20 protein-coding genes and 1 tRNA gene are annotated in these 26,890 nt (G+C 68.7%); 14 read left to right on the top strand and 7 right to left on the bottom strand.

All coding sequences use genetic code 11. From position 1 onward, the window contains the following. Positions 1 to 2 precede the first annotated feature (2 nt). From lgt to pyk, 4 genes are read left to right on the top strand one after another with little or no spacing between them, the layout of a single operon-like run. Positions 3 to 977 carry a prolipoprotein diacylglyceryl transferase gene (gene lgt, locus P6897_RS08615; RefSeq protein WP_274177915.1) on the top strand — a complete coding sequence of 325 codons (975 nt, stop codon included), beginning with the start codon at positions 3 to 5 and terminating at the stop codon, positions 975 to 977. Positions 978 to 1,030: 53 nt separating this feature from the next. Continuing rightward, a complete protein-coding gene (gene gltB, locus P6897_RS08610; protein ID WP_282500992.1) occupies positions 1,031 to 5,611 on the top strand; it encodes a glutamate synthase large subunit in 4,581 nt (1,526 codons plus the stop codon). Further along, the gene (locus tag P6897_RS08605) at positions 5,604 to 7,070 is read left to right on the top strand and encodes a glutamate synthase subunit beta (RefSeq protein ID WP_112614840.1); all 1,467 of its coding nucleotides are present in this window, start codon (positions 5,604 to 5,606) and stop codon (positions 7,068 to 7,070) included. Before gltB ends, P6897_RS08605 begins: the two co-directional genes overlap by 8 nt. Before the next feature lie 44 nt (positions 7,071 to 7,114). After that, the gene (gene pyk, locus P6897_RS08600) at positions 7,115 to 8,563 is read left to right on the top strand and encodes a pyruvate kinase (RefSeq protein WP_112614838.1); all 1,449 of its coding nucleotides are present in this window, start codon (positions 7,115 to 7,117) and stop codon (positions 8,561 to 8,563) included. 58 nt (positions 8,564 to 8,621) lie between these two features. On the opposite strand, the gene P6897_RS08595 is transcribed toward pyk, so the two are convergent. Next, positions 8,622 to 8,702, bottom strand: a tRNA-Leu gene (locus P6897_RS08595). 81 nt (positions 8,703 to 8,783) lie between these two features. Here P6897_RS08595 and P6897_RS08590 point away from each other — a divergent pair. Continuing rightward, complete coding sequence (locus P6897_RS08590; protein WP_112614836.1) at positions 8,784 to 9,401, top strand: response regulator; 618 nt, start codon at positions 8,784 to 8,786, stop codon at positions 9,399 to 9,401. A gap of 62 nt (positions 9,402 to 9,463) precedes the next feature. Here the strand turns inward: P6897_RS08590 and P6897_RS08585 are convergent, their stop codons facing one another. Then, the gene (locus P6897_RS08585; RefSeq protein ID WP_282500991.1) at positions 9,464 to 9,895 is read right to left on the bottom strand and encodes a hotdog fold thioesterase; all 432 of its coding nucleotides are present in this window, start codon (positions 9,893 to 9,895) and stop codon (positions 9,464 to 9,466) included. A 58-nt stretch (positions 9,896 to 9,953) separates the two neighbouring features. Between P6897_RS08585 and polA the strand changes: the two genes are divergently transcribed. From polA to P6897_RS08555, 6 genes are all read left to right on the top strand, one after another. Continuing rightward, positions 9,954 to 12,593, top strand: coding sequence for a DNA polymerase I (polA, locus tag P6897_RS08580; protein WP_282500990.1), 2,640 nt, complete (start codon positions 9,954 to 9,956; stop codon positions 12,591 to 12,593). A 36-nt stretch (positions 12,594 to 12,629) separates the two neighbouring features. After that, positions 12,630 to 14,306: a DUF885 domain-containing protein gene (locus tag P6897_RS08575; RefSeq protein ID WP_282500989.1), complete on the top strand. Its 1,677-nt coding sequence runs from the start codon at positions 12,630 to 12,632 to the stop codon at positions 14,304 to 14,306. A gap of 71 nt (positions 14,307 to 14,377) precedes the next feature. Then, complete coding sequence (locus P6897_RS08570) at positions 14,378 to 15,418, top strand: LLM class flavin-dependent oxidoreductase (protein ID WP_282500988.1); 1,041 nt, start codon at positions 14,378 to 14,380, stop codon at positions 15,416 to 15,418. 43 nt (positions 15,419 to 15,461) lie between these two features. Continuing rightward, on the top strand, positions 15,462 to 16,814 hold the full coding sequence (locus tag P6897_RS08565) for an MFS transporter (RefSeq protein WP_274177908.1): 1,353 nt from the start codon (positions 15,462 to 15,464) through the stop codon (positions 16,812 to 16,814). Beyond that, complete coding sequence (locus tag P6897_RS08560) at positions 16,804 to 17,574, top strand: SGNH/GDSL hydrolase family protein (RefSeq protein WP_282500987.1); 771 nt, start codon at positions 16,804 to 16,806, stop codon at positions 17,572 to 17,574. Before P6897_RS08565 ends, P6897_RS08560 begins: the two co-directional genes overlap by 11 nt. An 88-nt stretch (positions 17,575 to 17,662) precedes the next feature. Next, on the top strand, positions 17,663 to 17,923 hold the full coding sequence (locus P6897_RS08555) for a DUF6458 family protein (protein ID WP_112614822.1): 261 nt from the start codon (positions 17,663 to 17,665) through the stop codon (positions 17,921 to 17,923). Between the two features lie 29 nt (positions 17,924 to 17,952). Here P6897_RS08555 and P6897_RS08550 read toward each other — a convergent pair whose 3' ends face one another. After that, positions 17,953 to 19,281 (bottom strand): MFS transporter, encoded by a 1,329-nt coding sequence (locus P6897_RS08550; RefSeq protein WP_282500986.1) that lies wholly within the window; start codon positions 19,279 to 19,281, stop codon positions 17,953 to 17,955. A gap of 146 nt (positions 19,282 to 19,427) precedes the next feature. Between P6897_RS08550 and P6897_RS08545 the strand changes: the two genes are divergently transcribed. Beyond that, positions 19,428 to 21,329, top strand: a complete 1,902-nt coding sequence (locus tag P6897_RS08545; protein ID WP_282500985.1) for an alpha-amylase family protein — start codon at positions 19,428 to 19,430, stop codon at positions 21,327 to 21,329. 12 nt (positions 21,330 to 21,341) lie between these two features. Here P6897_RS08545 and P6897_RS08540 read toward each other — a convergent pair whose 3' ends face one another. The 3 genes from P6897_RS08540 to P6897_RS08530 all read right to left on the bottom strand — a co-directional run bounded on the left by P6897_RS08540 (position 21,342) and on the right by P6897_RS08530 (position 23,227). Further along, the gene (locus P6897_RS08540; protein ID WP_282500984.1) at positions 21,342 to 21,806 is read right to left on the bottom strand and encodes a hypothetical protein; all 465 of its coding nucleotides are present in this window, start codon (positions 21,804 to 21,806) and stop codon (positions 21,342 to 21,344) included. Positions 21,807 to 21,897: 91 nt separating this feature from the next. Then, the gene (locus P6897_RS08535) at positions 21,898 to 22,185 is read right to left on the bottom strand and encodes a hypothetical protein (protein ID WP_282500983.1); all 288 of its coding nucleotides are present in this window, start codon (positions 22,183 to 22,185) and stop codon (positions 21,898 to 21,900) included. Between the two features lie 190 nt (positions 22,186 to 22,375). Next, entirely contained in the window at positions 22,376 to 23,227 is an 852-nt protein-coding gene (locus tag P6897_RS08530; RefSeq protein ID WP_282500982.1) for a phosphatase PAP2 family protein, read from the bottom strand. An 87-nt stretch (positions 23,228 to 23,314) separates the two neighbouring features. Here P6897_RS08530 and P6897_RS08525 point away from each other — a divergent pair, with 87 nt between their 5' ends. Further along, positions 23,315 to 24,232: an AEC family transporter gene (locus P6897_RS08525; RefSeq protein ID WP_282500981.1), complete on the top strand. Its 918-nt coding sequence runs from the start codon at positions 23,315 to 23,317 to the stop codon at positions 24,230 to 24,232. 109 nt (positions 24,233 to 24,341) lie between these two features. Further along, positions 24,342 to 24,893, top strand: coding sequence for a DUF308 domain-containing protein (locus tag P6897_RS08520; protein WP_282500980.1), 552 nt, complete (start codon positions 24,342 to 24,344; stop codon positions 24,891 to 24,893). A gap of 12 nt (positions 24,894 to 24,905) precedes the next feature. On the opposite strand, the gene P6897_RS08515 is transcribed toward P6897_RS08520, so the two are convergent. Then, positions 24,906 to 26,888, bottom strand: coding sequence for a S9 family peptidase (locus tag P6897_RS08515; protein ID WP_282500979.1), 1,983 nt, complete (start codon positions 26,886 to 26,888; stop codon positions 24,906 to 24,908). Between the last annotated feature and the right edge of the window lie 2 nt (positions 26,889 to 26,890).

Below are 26,890 nucleotides of genomic sequence, written 5' to 3'. Positions count from 1 at the left end.
CGATGATCCACGCTGCACACACGCTCGTCGCGAGCATCCCGAGCCCGTCGGTGAGCTACATCGACCTGGGCCCGCTGCGCATCCACTTCTACGCGCTGTGCATCATCGCCGGGATCATCGTCGCGACGCTGATGACCAACCACCGCCTCACGAGGCGCGGTGCGGAGCCGTGGGTCGTCATCGACATCGCACTGCTGGCTGTGCCGTTGGCCCTGGTGGGTGCGCGCGCATTCCACGTCCTGACGCACCCGGGGTTCTACTTCGGACCCGACAAGAACCCGTGGGCGGTGCTCTTCATCTGGGAAGGCGGCATCGCGATCTTCGGTGCGCTCATCGGCGGTGCCGTGGGCGCCTACCTCGGCTGCAAGTGGACCGGCATCCGGTTCTGGAGCTTCGCCGACGCGCTGGCTCCGGGAATCCTGCTCGCTCAGGCGATGGGGCGCTTCGGGAACTGGTTCAACCAGGAGCTCTTCGGACTCCCCACCGACCTGCCCTGGGGGCTGGAGATCAATCCCAACAACCCCGCGTTCCCCGCGGGACTGGCTCCTGACACGCTCTTCCACCCGACGTTCCTCTACGAGGTGATCTGGAACGGTCTCGGCGTGCTCGTGCTGCTGTGGGTCGGTCGCAAGGCCTGGGCGCAGTGGGGCAAGCTCTTCGGTCTCTACCTCGTCTGGTACGGCGCCGGCCGCATCGTGTGGGAGTCGATCCGGATCGACCCGAGTGAGATCATCCTCGGCATCCGCACCAACGTCTGGGCGGCGATCTTCGCCGTCGTGGTCGGAATCGCGATCATCGTGGTGCAGACGCGACGTCACCCGGGCGACGAGCCGTCGCCTTATCAGCCGGGTCGCGAATGGGTCGCTCCGAGCGCGCTACAATCGCAGAGCACCGAAGACTTCGTGGATCTGAGCGCACCCCCGACGCCCGAAGCTCACGCAGACAGCGCCACAAGCGCAGTCACCTCGAAGCAGTAGTTCCCCAGGGCCGACGTCGTCCCGGTTTCAGCACCAATGTGAGGACGGTCAGTATGGCCTCGAGCCCTCGACCCCAAAAGTCCGGATTCGGTTCATTCCCTCCTAAGCAGGGCATGTACAACCCTGCGTTCGAGAAGGACGCGTGTGGTCTGGCGATGGTCGCCACGCTGCGCGGCGAAGCCGGTCACGACATCGTCGAGCTCGCCTTGACGGCTCTGCGCAACCTCGAGCACCGCGGCGCCATCGGCTCCGACGCAGGAACCGGAGACGGAGCCGGGATTCTGACGCAGATGCCCGATGCGTTCCTCCGCGAGGTCGTCGACTTCGACCTGCCGCCCGCCGGCGAGTACGCCGCGGGTATGGCGTTCCTGCCGCGCGACGCCGACGAACGCCACGCTCTGAAGGCCGACATCGAGGCGCTCGCGGCATCCGAGGGTCTGACGGTCCTGGGCTGGCGCGACGTGCCGACCGAGGATGAGAACCTCGGCAAGCTCGCCTTCGCCGCACGCCCCGCTTTCGAGCAGCTCTTCGTGTCGCGTCCTGCCGTTGGCGACGCGCCCGCCCTCGCCGGAATCGAGCTCGACCGCCGGGTCTATCGCCTGCGCAAGCGCGCCCGCCATGAGCACGACGCCTACTTCGTGTCGCTGTCGAGCCGCACGCTCGGCTACAAGGGCATGGTCACGACGCTCCAGCTCGAGCCGTTCTACCCCGACCTGCAGGACGAGCGCTTCGTGTCGGAGCTCGCGGTGGTGCACTCGCGCTACTCGACCAACACCTTCCCGTCGTGGCCGCTCGCGCAGCCACTGCGCATGCTCGCGCACAACGGTGAGATCAACACCGTCAAGGGCAACCGCAACTGGATGCGCGCGCGCCAGTCGCAGCTCGAGTCCGAGCTGCTCGGCGATGTGCAGCCGCTGCTGCCGATCTGCACGGACGGAGCGAGCGACTCGGCCTCGTTCGACGAGGTCCTCGAACTGCTCACGCTCACCGGGCGCAGCCTGCCGCACGCCGTCATGATGATGGTGCCCGAGGCGTACGAGAAGCAGACCGACATCGATCCCGATCTCCGGGCGTTCTACGACTACCACTCCATCCAGATGGAGCCCTGGGACGGCCCGGCTGCCCTCATCTTCACCGACGGCACGCTCGTGGGCGCCACTCTCGACCGGAACGGCCTGCGCCCGGGACGATGGACCGAGACCACCGACGGACTGGTCGTCATCGGCAGCGAGACCGGCGTGCTCGACTTCGCCCCCGAGCGGATCAAGCGCCGCGGTCGCCTGCAGCCCGGGCGGATGTTCGTCGTCGACACGGCCGCGGGCCGCATCGTCGAGGATGAGGAGATCAAGCGCGAGCTCGCGACGCTCCACCCGTGGCAGGAATGGCTCGACGCCGGTCGCGTGCGGCTCAAGGACCTGCCCGAGCGCGAGCACATCGTGCACCCCATCGCGTCGATCACGCGCCGCCAGCGCACCTTCGGCTACACCGAGGAGGAGGTGCGCATCCTCCTCACCCCCATGGGGCAGGTGGGAGCAGAGCCTCTCGGTGCCATGGGCAGCGACACCCCCGTCGCGGTGCTCAGCGAGCGCCCGCGCCTGCTGTTCGACTACTTCACGCAGCAGTTCGCGCAGGTGACGAACCCGCCGCTGGACTCGATCCGCGAAGAGGTCGTCACCTCCCTGTCCCTCGGGCTCGGTCCCGAGGCGAACCTGCTGGCCTGGGGGCCGCAGCACACCCGCACGGTGACGCTCGACTTCCCCGTGATCGACAACGACGAGCTCGCCAAGATCCAGCACATCGACACCGCCCTCAAGGGCCGCTCGTCGGTGACGATCCGCGGTCTCTACCGCGTCGAGGCCGGTCACAAGGGCATGCAGAAGCGCCTCGCGCAGATGTGCGCCGAGGCCGACCAGGCCATCGAGGACGGCGCGGAGTTCCTCGTGCTCAGCGACCGCGACTCGAACAAGGACCTCGCCCCCATCCCGTCCCTGCTCATGCTCGCCGCGGTGCACCACCACCTCATCCGGCAGCAAACCCGTATGCGGGTCGGTCTCGTGGTCGAGGCCGGCGATGTCCGCGAGGTCCACCACGTCGCGACTCTCCTCGGCTACGGCGCGTCGGCGGTCAACCCGTACCTCGCGATGGAGACCGTCGAGTACCTCGTGCGTGCCGGGTACATCACCGGCGTCACTCCCGAGAAGGCCGTCAAGAACCTGATCTACGCGCTCGGCAAGGGCGTGCTGAAGATCATGTCCAAGATGGGCATCTCGACCGTCTCGTCCTACGCCGGCGCCCAGGTGTTCGAAGCCGTCGGGCTCTCCGACGAGTTCGTGTCGAACTACTTCACCGGCACCGAGACCAAGCTCGGCGGTATCGGCATCGAGGTCATCGCGGCAGAGAACGCCGCGCGGCACGCCTACGCGTATCCGGAAGACGCCGCCGTCCGCGCCCACGAGCGGCTGTGGACCGGTGGTGAGTACCAGTGGCGCCGCGACGGTGCCCCGCACCTGTTCAACCCGGACACGGTCTTCCGCCTCCAGCACGCGACCCGCACCCGTCGTTACGACATCTTCCGCGAGTACACGAAGCTCGTCGACGATCAGGCGGCCGAGCTGAAGACGCTGCGCGGCATGTTCAAGCTGCGCACCGGCGTCCGGCCCCCGGTGCCGATCGACGAGGTCGAGTCGGTCGCGTCGATCGTGAAGCGATTCTCGACGGGCGCGATGAGCTACGGCTCGATCTCGAAGGAGGCGCACGAGACGCTCGCGATCGCGATGAACCGGCTCGGCGCGAAGTCGAACACGGGCGAGGGCGGCGAGGACGTCGAGCGTCTGCTCGACCCCGAGCGCCGCAGCGCGATCAAGCAGGTCGCCTCGGGCCGATTCGGCGTCACGAGCATGTACCTCACGCATGCCGACGACATCCAGATCAAGCTCGCCCAGGGCGCCAAGCCCGGCGAGGGCGGTCAGCTGCCGCCCGGCAAGGTGTATCCGTGGATCGCCCGCACCCGCGGTGGCACCCCGGGCGTCGGCCTCATCTCGCCGCCGCCGCACCACGACATCTACTCGATCGAGGACCTCAAGCAGCTGATCTTCGACGTCAAGCGCGCGAACCCGGCCGCCCGGGTGCACGTCAAGCTCGTGAGCCAGTCGGGCATCGGTGCCGTCGCGGCGGGAACGGCGAAGGCCCTCGCCGACGTCATCCTCGTCTCCGGGCACGACGGCGGAACGGGCGCGAGCCCGCTCAACTCGCTCAAGCACGCCGGTACGCCCTGGGAGCTCGGTCTCGCCGAGACGCAGCAGACGCTCATGCTCAACGACATGCGCGACCGCGTGGTCGTGCAGGCCGACGGCCAGCTGAAGACCGGTCGCGACGTCGTGATCGCCGCGCTGCTCGGTGCCGAGGAGTTCGGTTTCGCCACCACCGCCCTGGTCGTCGAGGGCTGCATCATGATGCGCGTCTGCCACCTCGACACGTGTCCCGTGGGCGTCGCGACGCAGAACCCCGTGCTCCGCGAGCGTTTCACCGGCAAGCCCGAGTTCGTGGTGAACTTCATGGAGTTCGTCGCGCAGGAGGTCCGCGAGTACCTGGCCGAGCTCGGTTTCCGCTCGCTCGACGAGGCGATCGGGCGCAACGACGTCCTCGACGTCGACGGCGCGATCGAGCACTGGAAGGCCAACGGCCTCGACCTCGGACCCATCCTCACCGGACCCGCGTTCGCCGACGACGCGCCGCGTCGTCACCGGCGCGACCAGGACCACGAGCTCGACACGCACTTCGATGTGCAGCTCATCGAACGAGCGCAGGATGTCGTCGCGCACGGCGGTCACATCGAGATCGATCTGCCCATCCGCAACACCGAGCGCGCCGTGGGCACGATGCTGGGCAACCGGGTCACGCTCGCGCACGGCGAGAACGGCCTTCCTGCCGACTCGATCGTGGTGAACCTGACGGGTTCGGCCGGACAGTCCTTCGGAGCCTTCCTCCCCGCCGGCATCACGCTGCGTCTCGAGGGGGACTCGAACGACTACGTCGGCAAGGGGCTCTCGGGTGGACAGATCGTCGTGCGCCCGCCGCGCGGAGCGGCCTTCGACGCGTCGGAGAACGTCATCGCGGGCAACGTCATCGGCTACGGTGCGACGCAGGGCACGATGTTCCTGCGCGGCGTCGTGGGGGAGCGGTTCCTCGTGCGCAACTCCGGGGCCACGGCCGTGGTCGAGGGCGTGGGCGACCACGCACTGGAGTACATGACCGGCGGCCTCGCCGTGATCCTCGGCGCCACCGGGCGCAACCTCGGCGCCGGGATGTCGGGTGGCAACGCCTACGTCTACCGCCTCGAGACCGCGAACGTGAACCGCGAGGCCATGGCCAGCGGCGAGCTCGTGCTCGGGGAGATGGGGTCCGGCGACGCCGAGATCCTCCGCGACCTGCTCGAGCGCCACGTCGCCGAGACGGGGTCCGAGCTGGCAGCCCGGCTGCTGGAGGACTTCGAGAACGAGGTCGCCAACTTCGTCCGTGTGGTGCCGCGCGACTACGCCGCGGTGCTCGAAACCCGACAGACGGCGGCCGCCGAGGGGCTCGACCCCGACGGCGACGAGGTCTGGAGCCGCATCCTGGAGGTGACCCGTGGCTGACCCCAAGGGCTTCCTGAAGATCACGGAGCGCGAGCTCCCCAAGCGCCGTCCCGTTCCCGTCCGCATCATGGACTGGCGCGAGGTCTACGAGCCCGGTGACAGCGCCGTGCTCCGCCGTCAGGCGGGGCGCTGCATGGACTGCGGCGTGCCGTTCTGTCATCAGGGGTGCCCGCTGGGCAACCTCATCCCCGAGTGGAACGACCTCATGTGGCGCGGCGAGGGGCGCTCGGCCATCGAGCGTCTGCACGCCACGAACAACTTCCCGGAGTTCACCGGGCGCCTGTGTCCGGCACCGTGCGAGAGCTCGTGCGTTCTCGGCATCAACCAGCCGCCGGTCACGATCAAGCAGATCGAGGTCTCGACGATCGACGAGGCGTTCGCCAACGGATGGGTCGAGGCCGAGCCCCCGGGGCGTCTGACGGGCAAGACGGTTGCCGTCGTCGGCTCCGGCCCCGCCGGACTCGCCGCCGCGCAGCAGCTGACCCGCGCCGGTCACACCGTCGCCGTCTACGAGCGCGACGACCGCATCGGCGGCCTGCTGCGGTACGGCATCCCCGACTTCAAGATGGAGAAGCGTCACATCGAGGCGCGCCTGCGTCAGATGCAGGACGAGGGCACGCGTTTCCGTGCCGGCGTTGAGATCGGCAAGGACATCTCGTGGGACGCGCTGCGCGCCCGCTACGACGCGGTCGTGGTGGCGACCGGCTCGACCCTGCCCCGCGACCTCGCGATCCCGGGCCGCGACCTCGCCGGCGTGCACTTCGCGATGGAGTACCTCGTCGAGTCGAACAAGGCCGTCGCGGGAGACCAGGTCGCGAACCAGATCCACGCGGAGGGCAAGCACGTCGTCGTGATCGGCGGTGGTGACACCGGCGCGGACTGCATCGGCACGGCGCACCGTCAGGGCGCGCTCAGCGTGACGAACCTCGCGATCGGCAAGCAGCCGCCGTCGGACCGCCCCGACACCCAGCCGTGGCCGATGATGCCGACCATCTTCGAGGTCGCCTCCGCGCACGAAGAAGGCGGTGAGCGCAGCTACCTGGCGTCCACGGTCGAGTTCCTCGGCAACGAGGCGGGAGAGGTGCGCGCGCTGCGCGTCGCCGAGACCGAGTTCGTCGACGGTCGCCGCGTGCCCAAGAGCGGGACCGAGCGCGAGATCCCCGCCGACCTCGTCCTGATCGCGATGGGTTTCACCGGTCCCGAGCGCTCCGAGCTCGAGGCGCAGCTGGGTACGTTGTTCACCGATCGCGGCAACGTGGAACGTGCCGACGACTACCAGACCACCACGCCGGGTGTGTTCGTGGCCGGCGACGCCGGGCGCGGACAGTCGCTCATCGTGTGGGCGATCGCGGAGGGCCGCGCCGCGGCATCCGCTGTCGACCGCTATCTGATGGGCGACACCGACCTTCCGGCGCCGGTGCGTCCGACCGACGTCGCGATCGGGCTCCAGCGGGCATAGGCTGGACCCAACCCCCCTCCCGACCCGAAACCACCGGAGTATCAGTGAGACGCGCCAAGATCGTCGCCACCCTGGGACCGGCCACAGCCAGCTACGAGATGGTGCGAGCCATCATCGACGCCGGTGTGGACGTGACCCGATTCAACCTCAGCCACGGAGACTATTCGGAGCACGAGGCCCGCTGGGCCAACGTGCGGAAGGCCGCCGACGACGCAGGTCGCCCCGTCGCGATCCTGGTCGACCTGCAGGGGCCGAAGATCCGTCTCGGCAAGTTCGAGAACGGGCCGCACCAGCTCGCGGTCGGCGACGTCTTCAAGATCACGACCGACGACATCCTCGGCACCAAGGAGATCGTCTCGACGACGTTCAAGGGCCTGCCCGGCGACGTCAAGCCCGGCGACTTCCTGCTCATCGACGACGGCAAGGTCCGCGTCGAGGTCGTGTCGGTCGAGGGCTCGGTCGTCACGACGAAGGTCATCGTCGCCGGTCCCGTCTCGAACAACAAGGGCATCAACCTGCCCGGTGTCGCCGTGAGCGTTCCGGCGCTGTCGGACAAGGACGAGGCCGACCTGCGCTGGGGGCTGCAGCAGGGAGCCGACATCATCGCACTGTCGTTCGTGCGGGATGCCGCCGACGTCACGCGTGTGCACGAGATCATGGCGGAGGAGGGCCGCAAGGTCCCCGTCATCGCGAAGATCGAGAAGCCGCAGGCGGTCGAGAACCTCGAGGAGATCATCGACGCCTTCGACGGCATCATGGTCGCGCGCGGTGACCTCGGCGTGGAGCTTCCGCTCGAGGCCGTGCCGATCGTGCAGAAGAAGGCCGTGGCGCTGTGCCGCCGTATGGCCAAGCCCGTGATCGTCGCGACCCAGATGCTGGAGTCGATGATTGAGAACCCGGTGCCGACGCGCGCCGAGACCAGCGACGTCGCCAACGCCGTCCTCGACGGCGCCGACGCCGTGATGCTCTCGGGCGAGACCAGCGTGGGCAAGTACCCCGTCGTCGTCGTCGAGACCATGGCGCGCATCGTCGACTCGACCGAGACCCACGGTCTCGAGCGCATCGCACCGCTGACGGCGAAGCCGCGCACGCAGGGCGGCGCGATCACGCTCGCCGCCATGGAGGTCGCGCAGTTCATCGAGGCGAAGTTCCTCTGCATGTTCACCGAGTCCGGCGACACCGCGCGCCGCATGTCGCGTCTGCGTCCCGAGATCCCCATGATCGCGTTCACCCCGGACCCGGCGATCCGTCGTCGCATGGCCCTGACGTGGGGCATCCGTTCGAGCCTCGTGGAGGAGGTCGCGCACACCGACCTGATGTTCCACCAGGTCGACGACTACTTCCTCTCGAACGGCCTCGCCGAGGTCGGCGACAAGGTGGTCGTCATCTCCGGGTCTCCTCCCGGAATCCAGGGATCGACCAACGACATCCGCATCCACAAGATCGGCGACGCCGTCAACGGCCGCGCGCCGATCTACCAGGCGATCCAGTAAGCGCCACGTGAATGCCGAAGGGCGGGCACCTCTCCACGAGGTGCCCGCCCTTTCGTCGTGCCGGTGGTGGGAGTCGAACCCACACGTCCGAAGACAACCGAGTTTGAGTCGGTCGCGTCTGCCATTCCGCCACACCGGCGCACGCACATCGACAATACCGCCTCACGCGGTGTCACCCGACGGAACCGTGTCCGGAACGCCCATACCGTAGGATCGAAAGGTGACAGAGCAAGAAGAGGTCCCCACGTCGGCCGCTCCCGCACCGCGCCGAGTCGTCGTGGCCGAAGACGAGTCGCTCATTCGACTCGACATCGTCGAGATCCTGCGCGACAACGGATACGACGTCGTCGGCGAGGCAGGCGACGGCGAGACCGCGGTGCAGCTTGCGACCGAGCTGCGTCCCGATCTCGTGATCATGGACGTCAAGATGCCCGTCCTCGACGGGATCTCGGCCGCCGAACGGCTCGGCAAGGCGCACATCGCGCCCGTCGTCCTGCTGACGGCGTTCAGCCAGAAGGAACTCGTCGAGCGGGCGACCGAGGCCGGTGCTCTCGCCTACGTCGTCAAGCCCTTCACCCCGAACGATCTGCTCCCCGCCATCGAGATCGCGCTCGCCCGCTACGAGCAGATCATCACCCTCGAGGCCGAGGTCGCCGACATGGTCGAGCGCTTCGAGACCCGCAAGCTCGTCGACCGGGCGAAGGGTCTGCTCAACGAGAAGATGGGTCTCAGCGAGCCCGAGGCGTTCCGCTGGATCCAGAAGGCGTCGATGGACCGCCGCCTCACGATGCAGGACGTGGCCAAGGCGATCATCGAGCAGCTCGCCCCCAAGAAGTAGTCCGCGGCGCCGCGGCGACGAGAAAGCCCCCTCCCGGTTCGGGAGGGGGCTTCGTCGTCGCGTCAGGATGCCGCGGGGGCGTCCTTGATGAGGTTCGTGATGCGGATGGTGGAGCACCGGCGCCCCTGCTCGTCGGATACGACGATCTCGTGCACTGTCATCGAGCGCCCGAGATGCAGGGGAGTGCACACGCCCGTCACGACACCGCTCGTCGCGGATCGCGTGTGCGTGGCGTTGATGTCGACGCCGACGGCGAGGCGTCCCGGGCCGGCGTGCATGTTCGCCGCCATGGATCCGAGAGACTCGCCGAGCACGACGTACGCGCCGCCGTGGAGCAGGCCCACGGGCTGGGTGTTGCCCGCGACGGGCATTGTCGCGACGCAGCGCTCGGTGGTGAACTCCGTGAACTCGATGCCCATGCGCTCGGCGAGAGCTCCCTTGCCGCGGCCCTGTGCCCAGGCCAGGCCGGTGTCGGTGTCGGTCTTCTCGGGCATGCTTCACCCCTCGGTCGCAGCGGGTCGTGGTGTCCGCGGTCGTCGTTAGGCTGGACGGGTGACGGACTCCGCAAAGCCTACCCTTCTCGTCGTCGACGGCCACTCGCTGGCTTACCGGGCGTTCTTCGCGTTGCCGGTCGACAACTTCACGACGAAGGACGGCCAGCACACCAACGGCATCTACGGGTTCCTGTCGATGTTCGTGAACCTGATCAAGGCCGAGAAGCCGACCCATCTCGCGGTCGCCTTCGATACGTCGCGACAGTCGTTCCGTACGCGCGAGTACACGGAGTACAAGGCCAATCGCTCCGAGTCGCCGGCCGAGTTCAAGGGCCAGATCCCGCTTCTGCAGGAGTGCCTCGCCGCGATGAACGTGACGGTGCTGACGAAAGAGGACTACGAGGCCGACGACATCCTGGCGACGCTCGCGACCCAGGGCGAAGCGGACGGATTCGAGGTCCTCGTCTGCTCGGGCGACCGCGACACGATCCAGCTCGTGACCGACGACGTGACGTTGCTCTACCCCAGCGTCCAGGGTGTTTCTCAGCTCAAGCGATACACGCCCGAGACCGTCATCGAGAAGTATGGTCTGCCGCCGCAGAATTACCCCGACATCGCCGCCCTCGTCGGCGAGACGAGCGACAACCTGCCTGGAGTGCCCAAAGTCGGCGAGAAGACCGCGGTCAAGTGGCTCACGCAGTGGGGGTCGCTCGACGCCCTGCTCGAGAACGCCGACAAGATCGGGGGAGTGGTCGGCGGGAACCTCCGAGAGCACCTCGACGATGTGCGGCGCAATCGTTCGCTGAACCGGCTGCTCCGCGACGTCGAGCTCGGGGTCACGCCCGCAGACCTCGCGGTGGGCCCGATCGACGCCGAAGCGGTGCGCGACATCTTCGCCCGGCTCGAGTTCCGGACGCTGCTGCCGCGCGTCTTCGAGGCAGCGGGGGCAGATCCCGCGATGGCCGTCGAGACCGCCGCGCCCGCCGTTCCGGCCCCGACGGCCGCGGAGCTCTCCGCCGCCGACCTCGCCGCGTGGGCGGCGGCCCGCGACGGCGAGGTCGGCGTGACCGTCATGGTCGCGGGAGGTTTTCCGCAGCGCATCGGTCTGGCCGACGCCGCCGAAGCGGTCGAGGGCACCTGGGGCGACGACGTCGCCGAGGCCCTGCGCCTGTGGCTCGAGTCCGACGCGCCCAAGGTGATCTCCGACGCCAAGCTCCAGGTCAAGGCGCTGCGGCGCGGCGGTGTCCGCTTGGGCGGGCTCGTCTTCGACCCGATCCTGGCCGGGTGGCTCCTGCGCCCCAGCTTCCCCGACAAGACGCTCGCCGACCTCGTCCACCGCTACCTCGACGAGAAGCTGCCGGAGGCCGATCCGACTCAGCTCGTTCCCGAGACGGAGGGTGCCACGCCGGGACAGCTCTCCTGGTTCGCGTTGCGCACGGCAGCGGCGGTTCGCGCCGAGATGCCCGCGCCCGTCCTCTCCGTGCTCTCCGATATCGAGCTTCCGACGCTCGACACCCTCGCTGACATGGAACTCGCGGGTGTTGCCGTGTCGCACGAGAAGCTCTCGACGTTCTCGGCAGAACTCGCGGCACGAGCGGACGACATCGCACAGCGCGCGTACGCCACGATCGACCGCGAGGTGAATCTCGGTTCGCCCAAGCAGCTGCAGGAGGTATTGTTCGAGCAACTCCAGCTGCCGAAGACCCGCAAGACGAAGACGGGGTACTCCACGGACGCGGCGGTGCTCGCCGATCTGCAGGAGTCGAACCCGCACCCGTTCCTCGAGCTGCTGCTCCAGCACCGTGAAGCCACCAAGCTGCGTCAGATCATCGAGTCGCTCGATACCGCGATCGCCGCCGACGACCGCATCCACACGACCTACGTGCAGACGGGAAGCCAGACCGGCCGGCTCTCGAGCACCGACCCGAACCTCCAGAACATCCCCATCCGCAATGAGGAGAGCCGCCGCATCCGGGCCGCCTTCGAGGTGGGCGAGGGGCACGAGACCCTGTTGACCGCCGACTACTCGCAGATCGAGATGCGCATCATGGCGCACCTCTCCGAAGACCCCGGGCTCATCGAGGCGTTCGTCTCGGGCGAAGACCTGCACCGCTTCGTCGGCGCGCGCGTATTCGGCGTCGATCCGGCCGATGTCACGCCGGCGATGCGCACGAAGGTCAAGGCCATGTCGTACGGACTCGTCTACGGCCTGTCGGCGTTCGGCCTGTCGAAGCAGCTGCGCATCGAGCAGTCGGAGGCCAAGCAGCTCATGCTCGAGTACTTCGCCCGTTTCGGGGCGGTGCGCGACTACCTGCGCTCGAGCGTCGAGCAGGCCCGCATCGACGGCTACACGGAGACGATCTTCGGCCGGCGCCGTCCGTTCCCCGACCTCGCGAGTCCGAACCGAGTGCTCCGCGAGAATGCCGAGCGCGCCGCCCTGAACGCACCCATCCAGGGCAGCGCAGCCGACATCATGAAGATCGCGCTCTTCCGGATCGACCGCGAGTTCCGCGCCGAGGGCCTCCGCTCTCGTGTGCTGCTGCAGATCCACGACGAGCTCGTGGTCGAGGTCGCTGCGGGTGAGTGGGATGCCGCCGAGCGCATCGTGCGCGATCGCATGGGCGACGCCGCTCAGCTCACGGTGCCCCTCGACGTGCAGATCGGGCGCGGCGGCGACTGGGACGTCGCCGGTCACTGACCTCGTCGCGCGGGGGTGCCGCAGTAGGCTCGGAGGATGACCGAAGCACAGCGCACCCCCACGCAGATCGACCGGATCGCCGATGCGTGGGTCGACACCCTGGCCGAGCTCTCTCCCGGGCTCGCGACGTACATCGGCCGTTTCGAGCACAACGCACGACTCGACGACTACTCGCCTGCGGGCACGGCTCGCGCACTCGAGGCCGCACGCAGCACCCTCGCCGCCCTCGAGGCGGCCGAGCCCACGGACGACGTCGATGTCGTCACGAAGGCGGACCTCGCCGGTGACCTGCGGCTGAACATCGAGCTGGCCGAGGCGGGCGCTCACCTGCGCGACGTGAATGTGATCGCGTCACCCGCGCAGGAGATCCGCAACACCTTCGACCTCATGCCCACGGCTACGGTCGACGACTGGAGCGTCATCGCCGACCGTCTCGGTGCGGTTCCGGCCGCGATCGACGGGTACATCGAGACGCTCCGCGAGGGCATCGCCCGCGGCGTCGTCCCGGCGCGCCGTCAGGTCTCCGAGGTCGCCACGCAGATCGGTCGCTACACGGCGGACACGGGTTTCTTCGCGACGTTCGCGGCAGATGCCGCGCCGACCGAGGGCAGCCTCCCCGCATCGTTGGCTCGTGAGCTGGCGGACAACGCGAACGCTGCCCGCGTCGCGTACGACGCTCTCGCCTCCTTCTTCACCGGTGAGCTCCTCCCCGAGGCGGGCGAGACCGACGCGGTCGGGCGCGAGCTGTACGCGCTGCACTCCCGCCGATTCCTGGGCGCCACGATCGACCTCGACGAGACCTACGAGTGGGGCCTCCAGGAACTGGCCCGGATGGTCGCGGAGCAGGAATCGATCGCGAACGAGATCCTCCCCGGCGCCACGGTGGAAGAGGCGGTGGCGCACCTCGAGAAGGACGAGTCCCGGAAGCTCCACGGCACCGAGGCCCTGCAGAAGTGGATGCAGGAGACGAGCGACCGCGCCGTCGACGAGCTGGGTCGCACCCACTTCGACATCCCCGAGCCCATTCGCACGCTCGAGTGCATGATCGCCCCCACCAACGAGGGCGGGATCTATTACACCGGTCCGACCGACGACTTCTCGCGCCCCGGTCGCATGTGGTGGTCGGTGCCGGAGGGGGTCGACTCGTTCGACACCTGGCGTGAGCTGACGACGGTTTATCACGAGGGCGTTCCGGGCCATCACCTGCAGATCGCCCAGGCGGTGTACAACCGGTTCGAGCTGAACTCCTGGCGGCGGCTGCTCGCCGGGTCGAGCGGACACGCCGAGGGCTGGGCACTGTACGCGGAGCGCCTCATGGAGCAGCTGGGCTACCTCGATGACCCGGCGGACCGGCTGGGCATGCTCGACGGACAGCGCATGCGTGCCGCTCGCGTCGTGCTCGACATCGGCGTGCATCTGGGGAAGGAGCGCCCCGACGGAGAGGGCGTGTGGGACGCGGCGTATGCGCTCGAGTTCATGAAGCGCAACGTCAACATGCCCGAGGAGTTCATCCGCTTCGAGGTCAACCGCTATCTCGGCTGGCCGGGCCAGGCGCCGTCGTACAAGGTGGGTCAGCGGATCTGGGAGGAGATCCGCGATGATTACGCCGCGCGCGCGGGCGAGCAGTTCGACGTGAAGGCCTTTCACATGAAGGCGCTGCGCCTGGGCGGTGTCGGACTCGACACGCTCCGCATGGCGCTCGCACAGGGCTGAACACGACGACGGCGGGACGGGAATACTCTTCCCGTCCCGCCGTTGTATGCGGGTGAATGAAAGGTGGCCCCATGACCGCGACATCCGTCCAGTTCGCCCTCGACACGTTCGGCGACGTCACCCGCGGCGCCGACGGCGAGCTGCTGTCCGACGCGCAGACGATCCGCAACGTCGTCGACCAGGCGGTGCTCGCCGATGAGGTCGGACTGAGCTTCTTCGGCGTTGGGGAGCACCACCGTCGCGAGTTCGCCGTGTCGAGCCCCGAGATCGTGCTGGCCGCTGCCGCGGCCCGCACGAAGGACATCCGCCTGGGCACCGCGGTCACCGTCCTCTCCAGCGATGACCCCGTGCGCGTCTACGAGCGCTTCGCAACCCTCGACGCCGTCTCGAACGGCCGGGCCGAGATCATCCTCGGACGCGGCTCGTTCACCGAGTCGTTCCCGCTGTTCGGGTTCGATCTCGCCGATTACGAGATCCTCTTCGAGGAGCGCCTCGACCTGTTCGGCCGGCTGCGGTCCGAGCAGCCGGTCACCTGGCAGGGCCGGACCCGACCGGCGCTGACGGGCGCGGATGTCTTCCCGAAGACCGAGAACGGCCTCCGCGCGTGGGTGGGCGTCGGCGGCTCTCCCGAGTCGGTGCTGCGAACGGCCCACAATGGCTATGGCCTGATGCTGGCGATCATCGGCGGCGGCGCGGCACGGTTCCGCCCGTATGTCGATCTCTTCCACCGCACCCGCGATGCGATGGGTGCCGACCGGTTGCCGGTCGGGGTCCACTCGCCCGGCCATGTCGCCGACACCGACGAACAAGCGTGGGAGGAGCTCTTCCCGGCGATGAAGGTGAACCGCGACGCGATCGGCGCGGAGCGCGGGTGGCCGCCCTACTCGCGCCTGCAGTTCCAGCACGATCTCGGACCGGACGGTGCCGTGTACGCGGGGTCGCCCGAGACCGTCGCGCGCAAGCTCGCGCAGACGATCCGCACCCTGGAGCTCGACCGGTTCGATCTGAAGTTCTCGCACGGGACGCTCGCCCACGAGAGCATGATGCGCTCGATCGAGCTCTACGGCACGAAGGTCGCGCCTCTCGTGCGGGACATGCTCGCCGACGACTGAGTGAGTGGCGTCCGAGGGCGTCGCGGGTCAATAGCATGGTCGAATGACCGATACCGCGACGCCCTCGGTGGCGCGCCGCCTCGACGATCTGCCCTTCGGGCGTCGGCACCTGAGAATCCTCACCGGGTCCGGGCTGGGATGGGCCCTCGACGCTATGGATGTCGGGCTGATCTCTTTCATCATCACGGCGCTCATCGCGCAGTGGTCGCTCGACACCTCGCAGGCGTCGTGGATCGCGTCGGCCGGCTTCGCCGGCATGGCGATCGGTGCGAGCCTCGGCGGGCTGCTGGCAGACCGGTTCGGACGCCGCTCGGTGTTCGCGGTCACACTCCTCGTCTACGGAGTCGCAACCGGCGCGAGCGCTCTGGTCGGCGGACTCGCGATGCTGCTCGTCCTGCGCTTCGTCGTGGGACTCGGTCTCGGCGCCGAGCTGCCGGTCGCGAGCACGTATGTGAGCGAGTTCGCGCCCGCCCGCATTCGCGGCAGGGTCATCGTCATCCTCGAGGCCTTCTGGGCCGTCGGGTGGACCGCAGCCGCTCTGATCGGCTACTTCGTGATCCCACAGGTCGACGAGGGCTGGCGCTGGGCATTCGTCGTCGGCGCGATCCCCGCGGTGTACGCGCTGATCGTGCGCTGGGGGCTGCCCGAGTCGGCCCGATGGCTCGAACGCCGCGGCCGGCACGCCGAGGCCGAGGCGGTCGTCCGGAGCTTCGAGACGAACAGTGCGACCACGTCGCGCGACGTCGGCGCTGCCGTCGGAGCGGAAGCGATCGCGGCGCCGGCCGCCGTGTCGTCGACCGGCCGGCTCCGCGCGCTCTGGTCGCCCGAGTTCCGCGGCCGCACCGCGAGCCTGTGGCTGGTCTGGTTCTGCGTCAACTTCTCGTACTACGGCGCCTTCATCTGGATCCCGACGATCCTGTACACGCAGGGCTACGACCTCGTCCGATCGTTCGGGTTCACCCTGATCATCACTCTCGCTCAGCTGCCGGGCTATGCCGTGTCGGCCTGGCTGATCGAGGTCTGGGGCAGACGCCTGACCCTGTCGGTCTTCCTCATCGGCTCGGCGGCATCCGCCGTGGTGTTCGGGACGGCCGGCACCGAGACGGTCATCATCGCCGCGGGCATGGCGCTGTCGTTCTTCAACCTGGGCGCCTGGGGTGCGTTGTACGCGGTGACGCCGGAGATGTACCCGACGTCGCTGCGCGGCACCGGGGCCGGCTGGGCGGCCGGTGTCGGCCGCATCGCATCGATCCTCGCGCCCCTGTCGGTGCCGCCGCTCCTGTTGTGGGGCGGCGCTCCGGTGCTGTTCGTCGTGTTCGCCGTGTTCTTCGTCCTCGCCGCCGCCGGTGCGTGGGGACTCGTCGACCGCAGAGGAGAGTCGCTCGATGACCGCTGAGACAGAGGTTCGTTACGTCGCGATCGGCGATTCGTTCACCGAGGGCGTGGGGGACGAGCTGCCCGACGGCGCCGTGCGCGGCTGGGCCGACCTCGTCGCCGCCGGCTGGGCCGATGCGACGGGACGACCCGTGCAGTACGCCAACCTCGCAATCCGCGGCAAACTCGTCCGCCCGATCGTCGACGAACAGCTCGAAGCCGCCCTCGCCCTGCGCCCGACCCACCTGTCGTTCAATGGCGGTGGCAACGACATGCTGCGCCCGCGCACGTCGATCGCGCACATCGTCGACGCTTTCGTGCAGGTGCTGCGGCGGTGCGATGAGGAAGGCGTCCGCCTCATCCTGCTGTCGGGTGCGAACCCGTCCGCGCAGCTGCCGCTGGGCGGCCTGATCAACCGGCGGGGCGACGCGCTCTCGGACGCCGTCGTCGAGCGCATCTCAGGTCGCGACGACGTCGTCCGCGCCTTGAACTGGTACGACAGCGCATTGACCCATCCGTCCTACTGGTCGGCCGACCGACTCCACATGAACGCCCGCGGTCACCATCGGGTCGCCGCTCGGGTGCTCGGTTCCCTCGGCCTCGAGGCGCCGGGGGAGTGGTGGTCGCTTCCCGTCGACGACCAGCCGCCGGTGCTCGCCCGAGGCGAGTACTTCCGAGAGCACCTCGCTCCCTGGGTGCGTCGCCGACTCACCGGGCGTTCATCGGGTGATAACCGGCAGCCCAAGTTCGGCTCGTGGGTCGAGGTCGCGCCGCGCGCCTGACACGCCGCGAGAACGCGTGTCAAGCCGGTGCGTGGAACCACGCGCGCGCGCCAGTATCAACGGGTCCGCACACCCGAAGGGAACTGACATGAGCATTGGTGCCGGAATCGCATTGTTCGTCATCGGCGCGATCCTCGCGTTCGCCGTGAACGTCGAGGTCGAGTGGGTGAACCTCGACCTTATCGGCTACATCCTGATGGGTGCGGGAGCCCTCATCTTCCTCATCGGCCTGGTCCTGATGGTGCGCCGCCGTCAGACCGAGACGGTCAGCCGTACCGCCGTCGACCCCGCCAGCGGCCAGCGAGTCACCCGCAACAGCACGAGCACCTCGGGCGACCCCATCCTCTGACGCAGCTGCTGTGAACGGCCGCGGTGGGCTCACGCCCGTCGCGGCCGTTTCGGCATGTCCATCCCGATGTGGATGCGGGTGCGCTTGCGTTCGATCGCGATGAACGCACCGCCGATGAGCCATAGCGGCACCTGGGTGAGGAAGGCGAAGCGGAAGGCTTCGAGCGAGTACGTCGCCGGCGTTCCCGCACCCTGCAGGTCGAGCGCCAAGCCGATGCTGAATACGGCGATCAGGGCGGCGAGGAAGCCGCCGGCGTTCGTCAGTCCCGTCGCCGTGCTGAGGCGATGCGAGGGGTTGTGCGTCCGGGCGTGATCGAACGCGATCATCGACGCGGGACCCCCGGTCGCGAGGGCGACGGCGAGAGCCACGAGGAGCCACCCCGGCGCGGTGCCCGGCCAGAGGATCACCGCTGTCCATGCGATGAGCTGCACGGCGACCGCCGGCAGGACGAGGGCGCGTGAGCGGAGATTGGGGATGCGGCGGGAGAGCTCACCCATGATGGGTCCGAGCGCCATCCCCGCGAAGACGTAGAGCGTCGTGATGAGAGTCGCTTCGGCCTGAGTCCGGCCCTCTCCTGCCGTGAGGAACGGGATGCCCCACAGCAGGATGAACGCCGTGCCGGCGAACGGCGTCGTGAAGTGAGACCAGAACGCCAGCCGGGTGCCGGGGTGCGCCCACGCGGCACGGATGCCGACGCCGGTGTCGACGCTCGAGGTGACCACCCGGATGGCGCCCGTGTCGGTGTTGACGCTGACGTCACGATCGACCTCCGGCGGGTGGTTGCGCACCAGCAGGAAGACGAGGACCGCGAAGAGGACGCCGAGGCCGGCCACGCTGCCGAAGGCGACCGACCAGCTGGTGGCGTGCAGGAGCGCTGAGAGGGGGATGACGGCGACGAGCTGGCCGGCCTGACCGAGGATGCCGGTCATCTGAACCATGAGCGGCCCGCGCTGCGCCGGGAACCAGGTCGCGACGAGTCGGAGGACCGCCGGGAAGATGGCGGCGTCGCCGGCTCCGAGGAGCATGCGCGCGACGATGGCGACGCCGACGCTGGGGGAGAGGGCCATCGTCAGCTGGCCCACCGCCATGAGGATCATGCCGATCGTCATGATGGGCCGGGAGCCGTAACGGTCGAGCAGGACGCCGATGGGTATCTGCATCCCGCCGTACACCGCGAGCTGGACGACAGCGAACATCGACAGCGTCGCGGCGTCCGCCTGGAAGCGTTCGGCTGCGTCCACGCCCACGGCCGCGAGCGACGTCCGATTCGTGATGGACAGGACGTACGCGGCGACGCCGGTTCCCCAGACGAGCCATGCCCGGAGCCCCGGACCGCTCATCCGAGCCGCGACGCTCATCGGGTGACCCGTCCGAGCGGGCAGAGCGTCGGAGAGGTCACCCCTCTACGCTACTCCGCTGTCGGACGCCAGCTGCGCGCGCCTTGGTGTCCGCCGTCTCCGTCCTCTGAGATGATGCGGAGCATGAGTGCTCCGGTGGCCCCGCGATGACCGCGCTGACCGCGCTCGAGACCGATGCGACGATCGTCGTCGAGCACGTCGCGCGTCGCGAACGGCCGGTCGATGGCGAGACGATCGCGCGCCTTCGCGGCGAGTTCCCGCGGTTGCACCGTCTGTTCCGAGCTCTCTACGGCGAGCGTCCCGACGGGCTCGAGTCGCTCCTGCACCTCGTCGACGTGGCGCTGGATGCCCGCGGAGAGCGCACCGCCGAGCTCAAGCAGCTCGACCGCGTGCGCGCCGCGGACCCCGCCTGGTTCGAGTCCGAGAGGATGCTGGGCGGCGTCTGCTACGTCGATCGCTTCGCGGGTGACCTCGACGGCGTCCGTCGGATGATTCCGTACTTCCGCGAGCTCGGACTGACCTACCTGCACCTGATGCCCCTCTTCGACAGGCCCGACGGCGACAACGACGGCGGCTACGCGGTGTCGGACTACCGCACGGTCGATCCGGCCCTCGGGACGATGGCCGATCTGCGTGCGCTCGCGAGCGAGTTGCGTGAGGCGGGCATCTCGCTGGTCCTCGACTTCATCTTCAACCACACCTCGAACGAGCATGAGTGGGCGAAGCGCGCCCTCGCCGGCGACCCGGTGTACGAGGACTTCTACCTGATCTTCCCCGACCGCGAGCTCCCGGATGCGTACGAGCGGACGACGCGCGAGATCTTCCCGGACGACCACCCGGGCTCGTTCGTGCCGCTTCCCGATGGCCGGTGGATCTGGGCCACCTTCTACCGGTTCCAGTGGGATCTCAACTACGCCAACCCGGACGTGTTCACAGCTATGGCGGGAGAGATGCTGTTCCTCGCGAACCAGGGTGTCGAGATCCTGCGGATGGATGCCGTCGCCTTCATCTGGAAACGCCTCGGAACGGCCTGCGAGTCGCTGCCCGAGGCGCACCTGCTGCTCCAGGCGTTCAACGCCGTGCTGCGCATCGCGGCGCCGGCGGTGCTGTTCAAGTCCGAGGCGATCGTGCATCCCGACGAAGTGCAGGACTACATCTCGCCCGATGAGTGCCAGCTCTCCTACAACCCGCTGCAGATGGCCCTGACCTGGGAGGCGCTGGCGACCCGTGACGCGCGCATGCTTCAGCTCGCGCTGGACGAGCGTCACGCGTTGCCGCCCGGGACGGCGTGGGTCAACTACGTCCGCAGTCACGACGACATCGGCTGGACGTTCGCCGACGAGGATGCCGCGCGCTTCGGCATCGACGGCGGTCCGCACCGCCGGTTCCTCAACGACTTCTACATCGGTCGCTTCGACGGCTCGTTCTCGCGCGGCTACCCGTTCCAGGAGAATCCGCGCACCGGTGACGCCCGGATCGCGGGCACCACGGCCTCGCTGGCCGGGATCGCCGCGGGCGATGCCGGGGGTGAAGACCGGGTCGTGCTCGCGCATGCGCTGGCGATGTCGACGGGCGGCATCCCGCTGCTCTATCTCGGTGACGAGGTCGCCCAGCTCAACGACGACACGTTCCAGGACGACCCCGACCGTCGGGGAGACAGCCGGTGGGCGCACCGGCCCCTGCGATCGACCGCGCGATACGCGCAGCGCCTCGACGAGTCGACCGTCGCCGGTCGGGTGTTCACGAGGCTCCGGGGTCTGATCGAGGTGCGCGCAGCGACGCCGGAGTTCGCCGGCAACGAGCTCGTCCCGTTCCACACGCCTCACGACGCGGTCGTGGGGTTCATGCGTCCGGCGACGGATGGCGGCGGGGGAGCGGTCCTCGTCCTCGCCAATGTCGGCGACGCGCCGGCGGCCATTCATCCTGAGACCATGAGCGGGCTCGAGGATTCCGCGACGGATCTCATGCGCGGGGTCTCGGTCGAGCTCGGGCGGGGCCTCGTCCTGCCCGAGCACGGATTCGTCTGGCTGCGCGTGCGCCGACGCTGACGGGTCAAACCATCACAGGACGTCCTCGAGGATGAGGTCGCGCAGCGTGCTGCGGCGCAGATCGTGCGCGGTCACGACGGTGCCGTCACCGAGGTTGCTGCGGCCGCTGAGGTGCTCCGCGACACGGCGCGCCGCGATGCGGCGGTCCTGCTCGTCATCGAGCACGACGCCGATGGCTGTGAGATCACGGCCCAACGAGTTGCTCGAGTGGACGCTCGCACGATCGATGAGCTCGCTCGCGAAGACGCGGCCCTCGCTCAACCGCCCGGCCGCGTGCACCACCGCGACGAGGACGCGGGGCGACACGCGGCTCAACTCGTGCTCGAGCAGCGCGTCGACCTCCGCGATGCACGCCGGGAGCGCGTCGGACGACGCGGGGAGCGACACGCCGATCGTGAGTGCATCGGGCCGGTGATCGGGCGTCGCGACCTGCGTCAGTGCGTCGATGATGTCGGCATCCAAGCCAGCGATGTGCATGGCCGTCTCCCTTCGTCGCGCTCCCTTCGAGCGAGGATGACCGATTACTGTACCAGTTGGACGGTACGAATGCAGGTCGGCGCGACGAGGTTCATCCGGAGGTGGCCAGGATGCGACCTGGGCCTATGGGGACCAGGGGAGCGCGATAGGCGAGGCCGGTGTCCGCGGGATGCAGCACCGCTCGAGCCTCGCCGAACCGCCACAAGCGATTGAAGAGGAAGACGGTGATCTCCACGGCCTCGTCGGCGGGCACGAGCCAGGTGCCGACGCCCCATTGCGCGGGCTGTCCGCGGCCGTCGATCACGATAGTCGGGCGCACGCCGGGAATCAGGTGGAGCACGGGTCGGCGGAGATCCAGCGTGACGCGTCGTCTCGGCATCGCGGCATCGTGGGTCATGCCTGCATCGCTTCGTCGAGACGCGTCGGTGTCTTCATCTCACAACCGTATCGGGACGATGGTGCGGCATTCGAGATGGAAGCGGCGGTTCGCGAGTGCTCGATCTCGAGCCGATGGGGAAGGTGCGCACCGACGAGCTCACCGTCGAACTGACATAATGTGCATTATCGGATCAAAGGGCAGAAGCCACTGAGGCCCTGCGGGAACGGGCCGACGGCATCCCGCCACTGACGGCAAGTGCACCGAGAACCGTCGCAATGATCGTGACCACCGTCAAGACAGCCGTGACGAGCGTGCGTCCGGAACCAGACGCGTAGAACGCACTCAGCGCGACGGCCGTGATCGCGCCGCCCATGACCAGGACGGGTGCGAGACCGCGCAGCCGGCGCTGCGGACGGGTCAGGACGGCCGCGGCCTGCCCATGACGGTGACGCGCCGCCGTGACGATCAGCGCGGCAATCGTGTACCAGAACCCCACGACGAGGCTCGCCGTGACGACATCGCTCGGTCGATGCCATCCGGCGGCGATGACACCCATGCCGGCGACGGCGGCCCAGGTGACCAGAACCGGTGCGAGGACGAACTTCATCCGGTTCGGTGCCGCGAACAATGCGGCGCACGCCGCGGCGATCGCGATGGTGGCATGGCCGGACGGCAGTGAGTTGCCATATGCGCCCCAGCCGCTCGCCAGATCCGGGCGTGCGATGACCTCGTGCTTCAGCACCTGTGTCACGACACTCGACCCGACGAAGATCACGGATGCCGCCGCAGCCTCGGCGAAGCGCCGCCGCACGAGGGCGGCGGTGATGCCGACGAGCATCGTCACGGCGGCGACCACGATGATGTAGTTCGCGCTGACGTGCTGAGCCGCGCGAAGGACGGGATTTCCGGACGCTGTCGTGGCGACCATGGCGGCCTGATCCGCGTACTGGCCGGACGCCGTGAACACGCACACCAGGATCGTCACCGCTATCGCCGCCAGCTGAACGCCCGCCAGCTGCAGGTAACGCACGTTGCGCCTCATCCGATCACCTCGCTCTCGCCGTCGTTCCACCGTACGAAGTGGCGGCTGTGAGCCGGGTCAACGCGCCCACTCCCCTAGGCTCGGAGGGTGCAGGTCGTGACCGGATTCGTCGTCGTCGGGGTCGCGATCATCGTCGGATACGTCATCGGCCGCATCGATCTGCTCGGGCCGCACGGCCGCCCGGTGCTCGCGCGACTGATCTTCTTCGTCCTGTCGCCCTTCCTCATGTTCGTCGTGCTCTCGCAGGCCGACGTCTCGACGCTGTTCTCGGCACTGCTGCCCGTCTCCGCCATTGCTGCGGCGTCGATGTTCGTCGTCTATGCGCTGATCGCTCGACTCGCGTGGCGTCGTTCGGTCGGTGAGACGCTCATCGGAATGCTGTCGGCCGGGCAGGTGAACTCCAACAACATCGGGATCCCGCTCTCGCTCTACCTCCTGGGCTCAGCCGCGCTGCCGGCGCCGGTCATCCTGATGCAGCTCATCGTGTTCACCCCGATCACGATGGCGATCCTCGAGGCCGTCACGACGGGACAGCGGCGGCCGCTCCCGATCCTCAAACGGACCGTCGGCAACCCGATCGTCATCGCCTCGGTCGCGGGCGTCATCGTGTCGGTCTCGGGGCTGGAACTGCCCCCTCTCGTGCTCGACCCGCTCCAGCTCATCGCCGACGCATGCGTGCCGGTTCTCCTCATCGCCTATGGGATGTCGCTGCACGGACAGCGCGTGCTGTCCGCTTCCGGCCGTCGGCGAGACATCCTGCTGGCGGCAGGTCTGAAGCTGATCGCCATGCCGCTCGTGGCGTGGGCCGTGGCCGCTCTCGTCTTCGACCTCTCCCCCGCCGACATCCTGGCGGTCACCGTGCTCGCAGCACTTCCGACCGCGCAGAACGTCTTCAATTTCGCGCAGCGCTACGACATCGGCGAGACCATCTCGCGCGACACGGTCTTCTTGACGACCCTCGGGTGCGTCCCCGTCCTGCTGGGTGCCACTCTCATCCTCGGCTGATCGGCCCGGCACCGCGCGGGGGCGCATCCGGGGCTCTGACGCCCGCCCTCCCGGTGCACTAGCGTGTGGCGTGTCGGGGGTGCTCGGCTCCCGCGAAGGAGGTTCCGTCATGGCAACTGCAGAGGACATCGCCGGAAGATTCGTCAGATCGCTGCGGACGTCGTTCATCGTCGGCGGCATCCTGACGCTGATCCTCGGCCTGCTCATTCTCATCTGGCCCGGTCGCACGGCGCAGGTCCTCACCGGCATCATCGCCGCCTACGCGATCATCGCGGGTATCGTCTACGCCGCCCTCGGGATCCTCTCGCGGACGAAGCGCGGCTGGGCGCGCGTCGGGCACGTCGCGCTCGGCCTCTTCTTCGTGATCGTCGGCATCGTGGCATTCGCCAACCTCGCCGCCTTCACCGCGTCGTTCGCCGTGTTCCTCGGCGTGCTGGTGGGCATCATGTGGATCGTCGAGGGCGCCGTCTCGCTGTCGGTCGTGAGCGAGTCGTCGTCGCGAGGGTGGACGATCGCGTTCGCGATCCTCTCGATCATCGCCGGCGTCATGCTGCTGTTCACACCGCTGTGGGGCGTGTTGGTGCTCTGGTGGCTGCTCGGCATCTCGGCCGTGGCCCTCGGCATCGTCAACATCATCCGGGGGCTCTCGTTCCGGCCCTGACCGGGACGGTCGTCACGCCGGGAGGTGGCGTCCCCACCACTCCAGGAGGGCCTCGAACCGTTCCACGCGGTGACGGGGCCGCCCCGAACGGGTGAGCTCGTGGTCCTCGCCGGGGAACACGAGGAGCTCCGCCTCCGTGCCCTGGCGGCGCAATGCCGTGTAGTAGCGGGTGGCCTGTTCCAGGGGGCACCGGAAATCGAGCTCCGAATGGATCACCAGGGTCGGCGTGGTGACGTCCTTCACGACGGCCATCGGGCTCTGCGCTCGGATCGCGGCCGCCTCGGTGCCGACGTACTCGTCACCGAAGAACGAGCCGATGTCACTCGTTCCCTGGAACGTCTCGGGATCGAGGAAGCCGCGCTCGACGACAGCGGCCGCGAACCGGTGGTCGTGCGCGATCGTCCACGCCGTCAGGTAGCCGCCGTACGACCCGCCCAGGATTCCGACGCGGCCGCCGTCGAGTCGCGCATCCGACGCCACGGCTCCGTCGAGGAAGGCGAGGACGTCACTCAGATCGTCGGTTCCCATACGGCCCCGGATGCTGCGGCCGTGGGCGCGCCCGTATCCAGCGCTGCCCCGGGGATTGCAATAGACGACGGCGTAGCCCGCCCCGACCAGGACCTGCGTCTCGTCGAAGAGGTGCACGCCGTAGGACGCGTACGGACCGCCATGAATCTGCAGCAGGACGGGGAAGGGTCCCTCGCCCTCGGGTGTCGCGACCCAACCGTGTACGGGGTAGCCGTCGGGTGCGTTCACCTCGAGCTCGCGCGGGAGGACGAATCCGGCGCGGCTGGCGGCATCTCCGAATGACGTCAGCAACCGCGCCTCGATGCCTTCGCCGTCGAGGAGGAGAAGCTCGCCGGCCGACCGATTGGTGGCTACGGCGCAGACGATGCGCTCGCCTGCGGCATCGGCGGCGTGGCCGACGACCTCCATGCCGCGACGGAGGCGCGTGGCCGCGCCGTCGCGCGAGACCCGCAGCAGGTGCACTTCGCCGCGCGTACGGTTCTGCACCAGGAAGTCATCGCCGATCGGCGTGATGTGCGAGCCCACTTCGCCGAGGTCGATCGTCTCGGGATCGGTGAGCCGACGGGGCTCGACACCCTCGAGCACCCAGAGCGCGACGCCGGGCGCGACGAAGTCGGTGCCGTCCGGGCCCGGGTCGGAGGCCAGGAACGCGATGGTGCCGTCGGAGGCGATGGTGACGTCGACGATCGACAGGGTCGCGGGAACGACGACCCGCTCCCCTGTTCCGTCGATATCGATCGCGATCACCGGGGAGCGAAGGTCCCGACGCTCGTGCTCGATCCCGTCCGTCGTCGTAAGGATCTCCGAGCCGTCGGCGGTGAACACGACCCCGTCGTGCGAGAGCGCACCGGAGGTGAGCTGACGTGCGTGCTCCGGAACCTTCCGCGGGGCGTCCGAGGAGCCCGAATCCGGTGCCGGGGCGGGAGTGTACGTCGGCTCGGAATGGAGGTCTGGTGCGGCGACGACGAAGACCTGAGCGGGGCGGTCCGCGATGTACCCGAGACCGTTCGCATGCCAGCGGATGCCGGTGATCCGCCGAGCGGATTCCGCGTCGGGAGACAGCCCGTCGACGGTGCCGTAACGCCCGCGTTCAGGTATGCGTGCGGTGAAGGCGAGGAGCTCGCCCGTGGGCGACCAGGCGAAGGACCCGACACCGAGGGGTGCGTCCGTCACCTGAATCGCTTCCGAGCCGGATGCCGCGATCACGTGGATCTGCGGCTTGCCGTCAGCGTCTCCGCGGAGGAAGGCGACGTGTCGGCTGTCGGGCGAGAGCCTCGGAGAGGCGTCCGCGACACCGCGCGTGAGTCGGTGCGGCTGGCCCGACGGCAGGTCGACGCGCCAGAGCTGCCCCACGTTCCGATCGGCGGCGATGTCCGAGCGAGATGTCGCGAACACGGCGAAGGAACCGTCGGCAGCGACCGTCGGACGCCCGACAGCGATCAGCGCCTCGATGTCGGTGGGGCGCATGG

This window comes from Microbacterium sp. BDGP8 (assembly GCF_029991045.1).
GTDB lineage: Bacteria > Actinomycetota > Actinomycetes > Actinomycetales > Microbacteriaceae > Microbacterium > Microbacterium plantarum.
The sequence above is the reverse complement of the archived record's forward strand: the minus strand, read 5'-3'. Positions and strand labels throughout refer to the sequence as shown.

Excerpts from the sequence above, each read along its gene's own strand:
- P6897_RS08535 (WP_282500983.1), bottom strand. The coding sequence starts at position 22,185 with ATGCCGAGACGACGCGTCACGCTGGATCTCCGCCGACCCGTGCTCCAC.
- P6897_RS08585 (WP_282500991.1), bottom strand. The coding sequence starts at position 9,895 with ATGCCCGAGAAGACCGACACCGACACCGGCCTGGCCTGGGCACAGGGC.
- lgt (WP_274177915.1), top strand. The coding sequence starts at position 3 with ATGATCCACGCTGCACACACGCTCGTCGCGAGCATCCCGAGCCCGTCG.
- P6897_RS08520 (WP_282500980.1), top strand. The coding sequence starts at position 24,342 with ATGGCAACTGCAGAGGACATCGCCGGAAGATTCGTCAGATCGCTGCGG.
- P6897_RS08560 (WP_282500987.1), top strand. The coding sequence starts at position 16,804 with ATGACCGCTGAGACAGAGGTTCGTTACGTCGCGATCGGCGATTCGTTC.
- P6897_RS08530 (WP_282500982.1), bottom strand. The coding sequence starts at position 23,227 with ATGAGGCGCAACGTGCGTTACCTGCAGCTGGCGGGCGTTCAGCTGGCG.
- P6897_RS08565 (WP_274177908.1), top strand. The coding sequence starts at position 15,462 with ATGACCGATACCGCGACGCCCTCGGTGGCGCGCCGCCTCGACGATCTG.
- P6897_RS08575 (WP_282500989.1), top strand. The coding sequence starts at position 12,630 with ATGACCGAAGCACAGCGCACCCCCACGCAGATCGACCGGATCGCCGAT.
- P6897_RS08555 (WP_112614822.1), top strand. The coding sequence starts at position 17,663 with ATGAGCATTGGTGCCGGAATCGCATTGTTCGTCATCGGCGCGATCCTC.
- gltB (WP_282500992.1), top strand. The coding sequence starts at position 1,031 with ATGGCCTCGAGCCCTCGACCCCAAAAGTCCGGATTCGGTTCATTCCCT.
- P6897_RS08570 (WP_282500988.1), top strand. The coding sequence starts at position 14,378 with ATGACCGCGACATCCGTCCAGTTCGCCCTCGACACGTTCGGCGACGTC.
- P6897_RS08545 (WP_282500985.1), top strand. The coding sequence starts at position 19,428 with ATGACCGCGCTGACCGCGCTCGAGACCGATGCGACGATCGTCGTCGAG.
- P6897_RS08550 (WP_282500986.1), bottom strand. The coding sequence starts at position 19,281 with ATGAGCGTCGCGGCTCGGATGAGCGGTCCGGGGCTCCGGGCATGGCTC.
- P6897_RS08540 (WP_282500984.1), bottom strand. The coding sequence starts at position 21,806 with ATGCACATCGCTGGCTTGGATGCCGACATCATCGACGCACTGACGCAG.
- P6897_RS08515 (WP_282500979.1), bottom strand. The coding sequence starts at position 26,888 with ATGCGCCCCACCGACATCGAGGCGCTGATCGCTGTCGGGCGTCCGACG.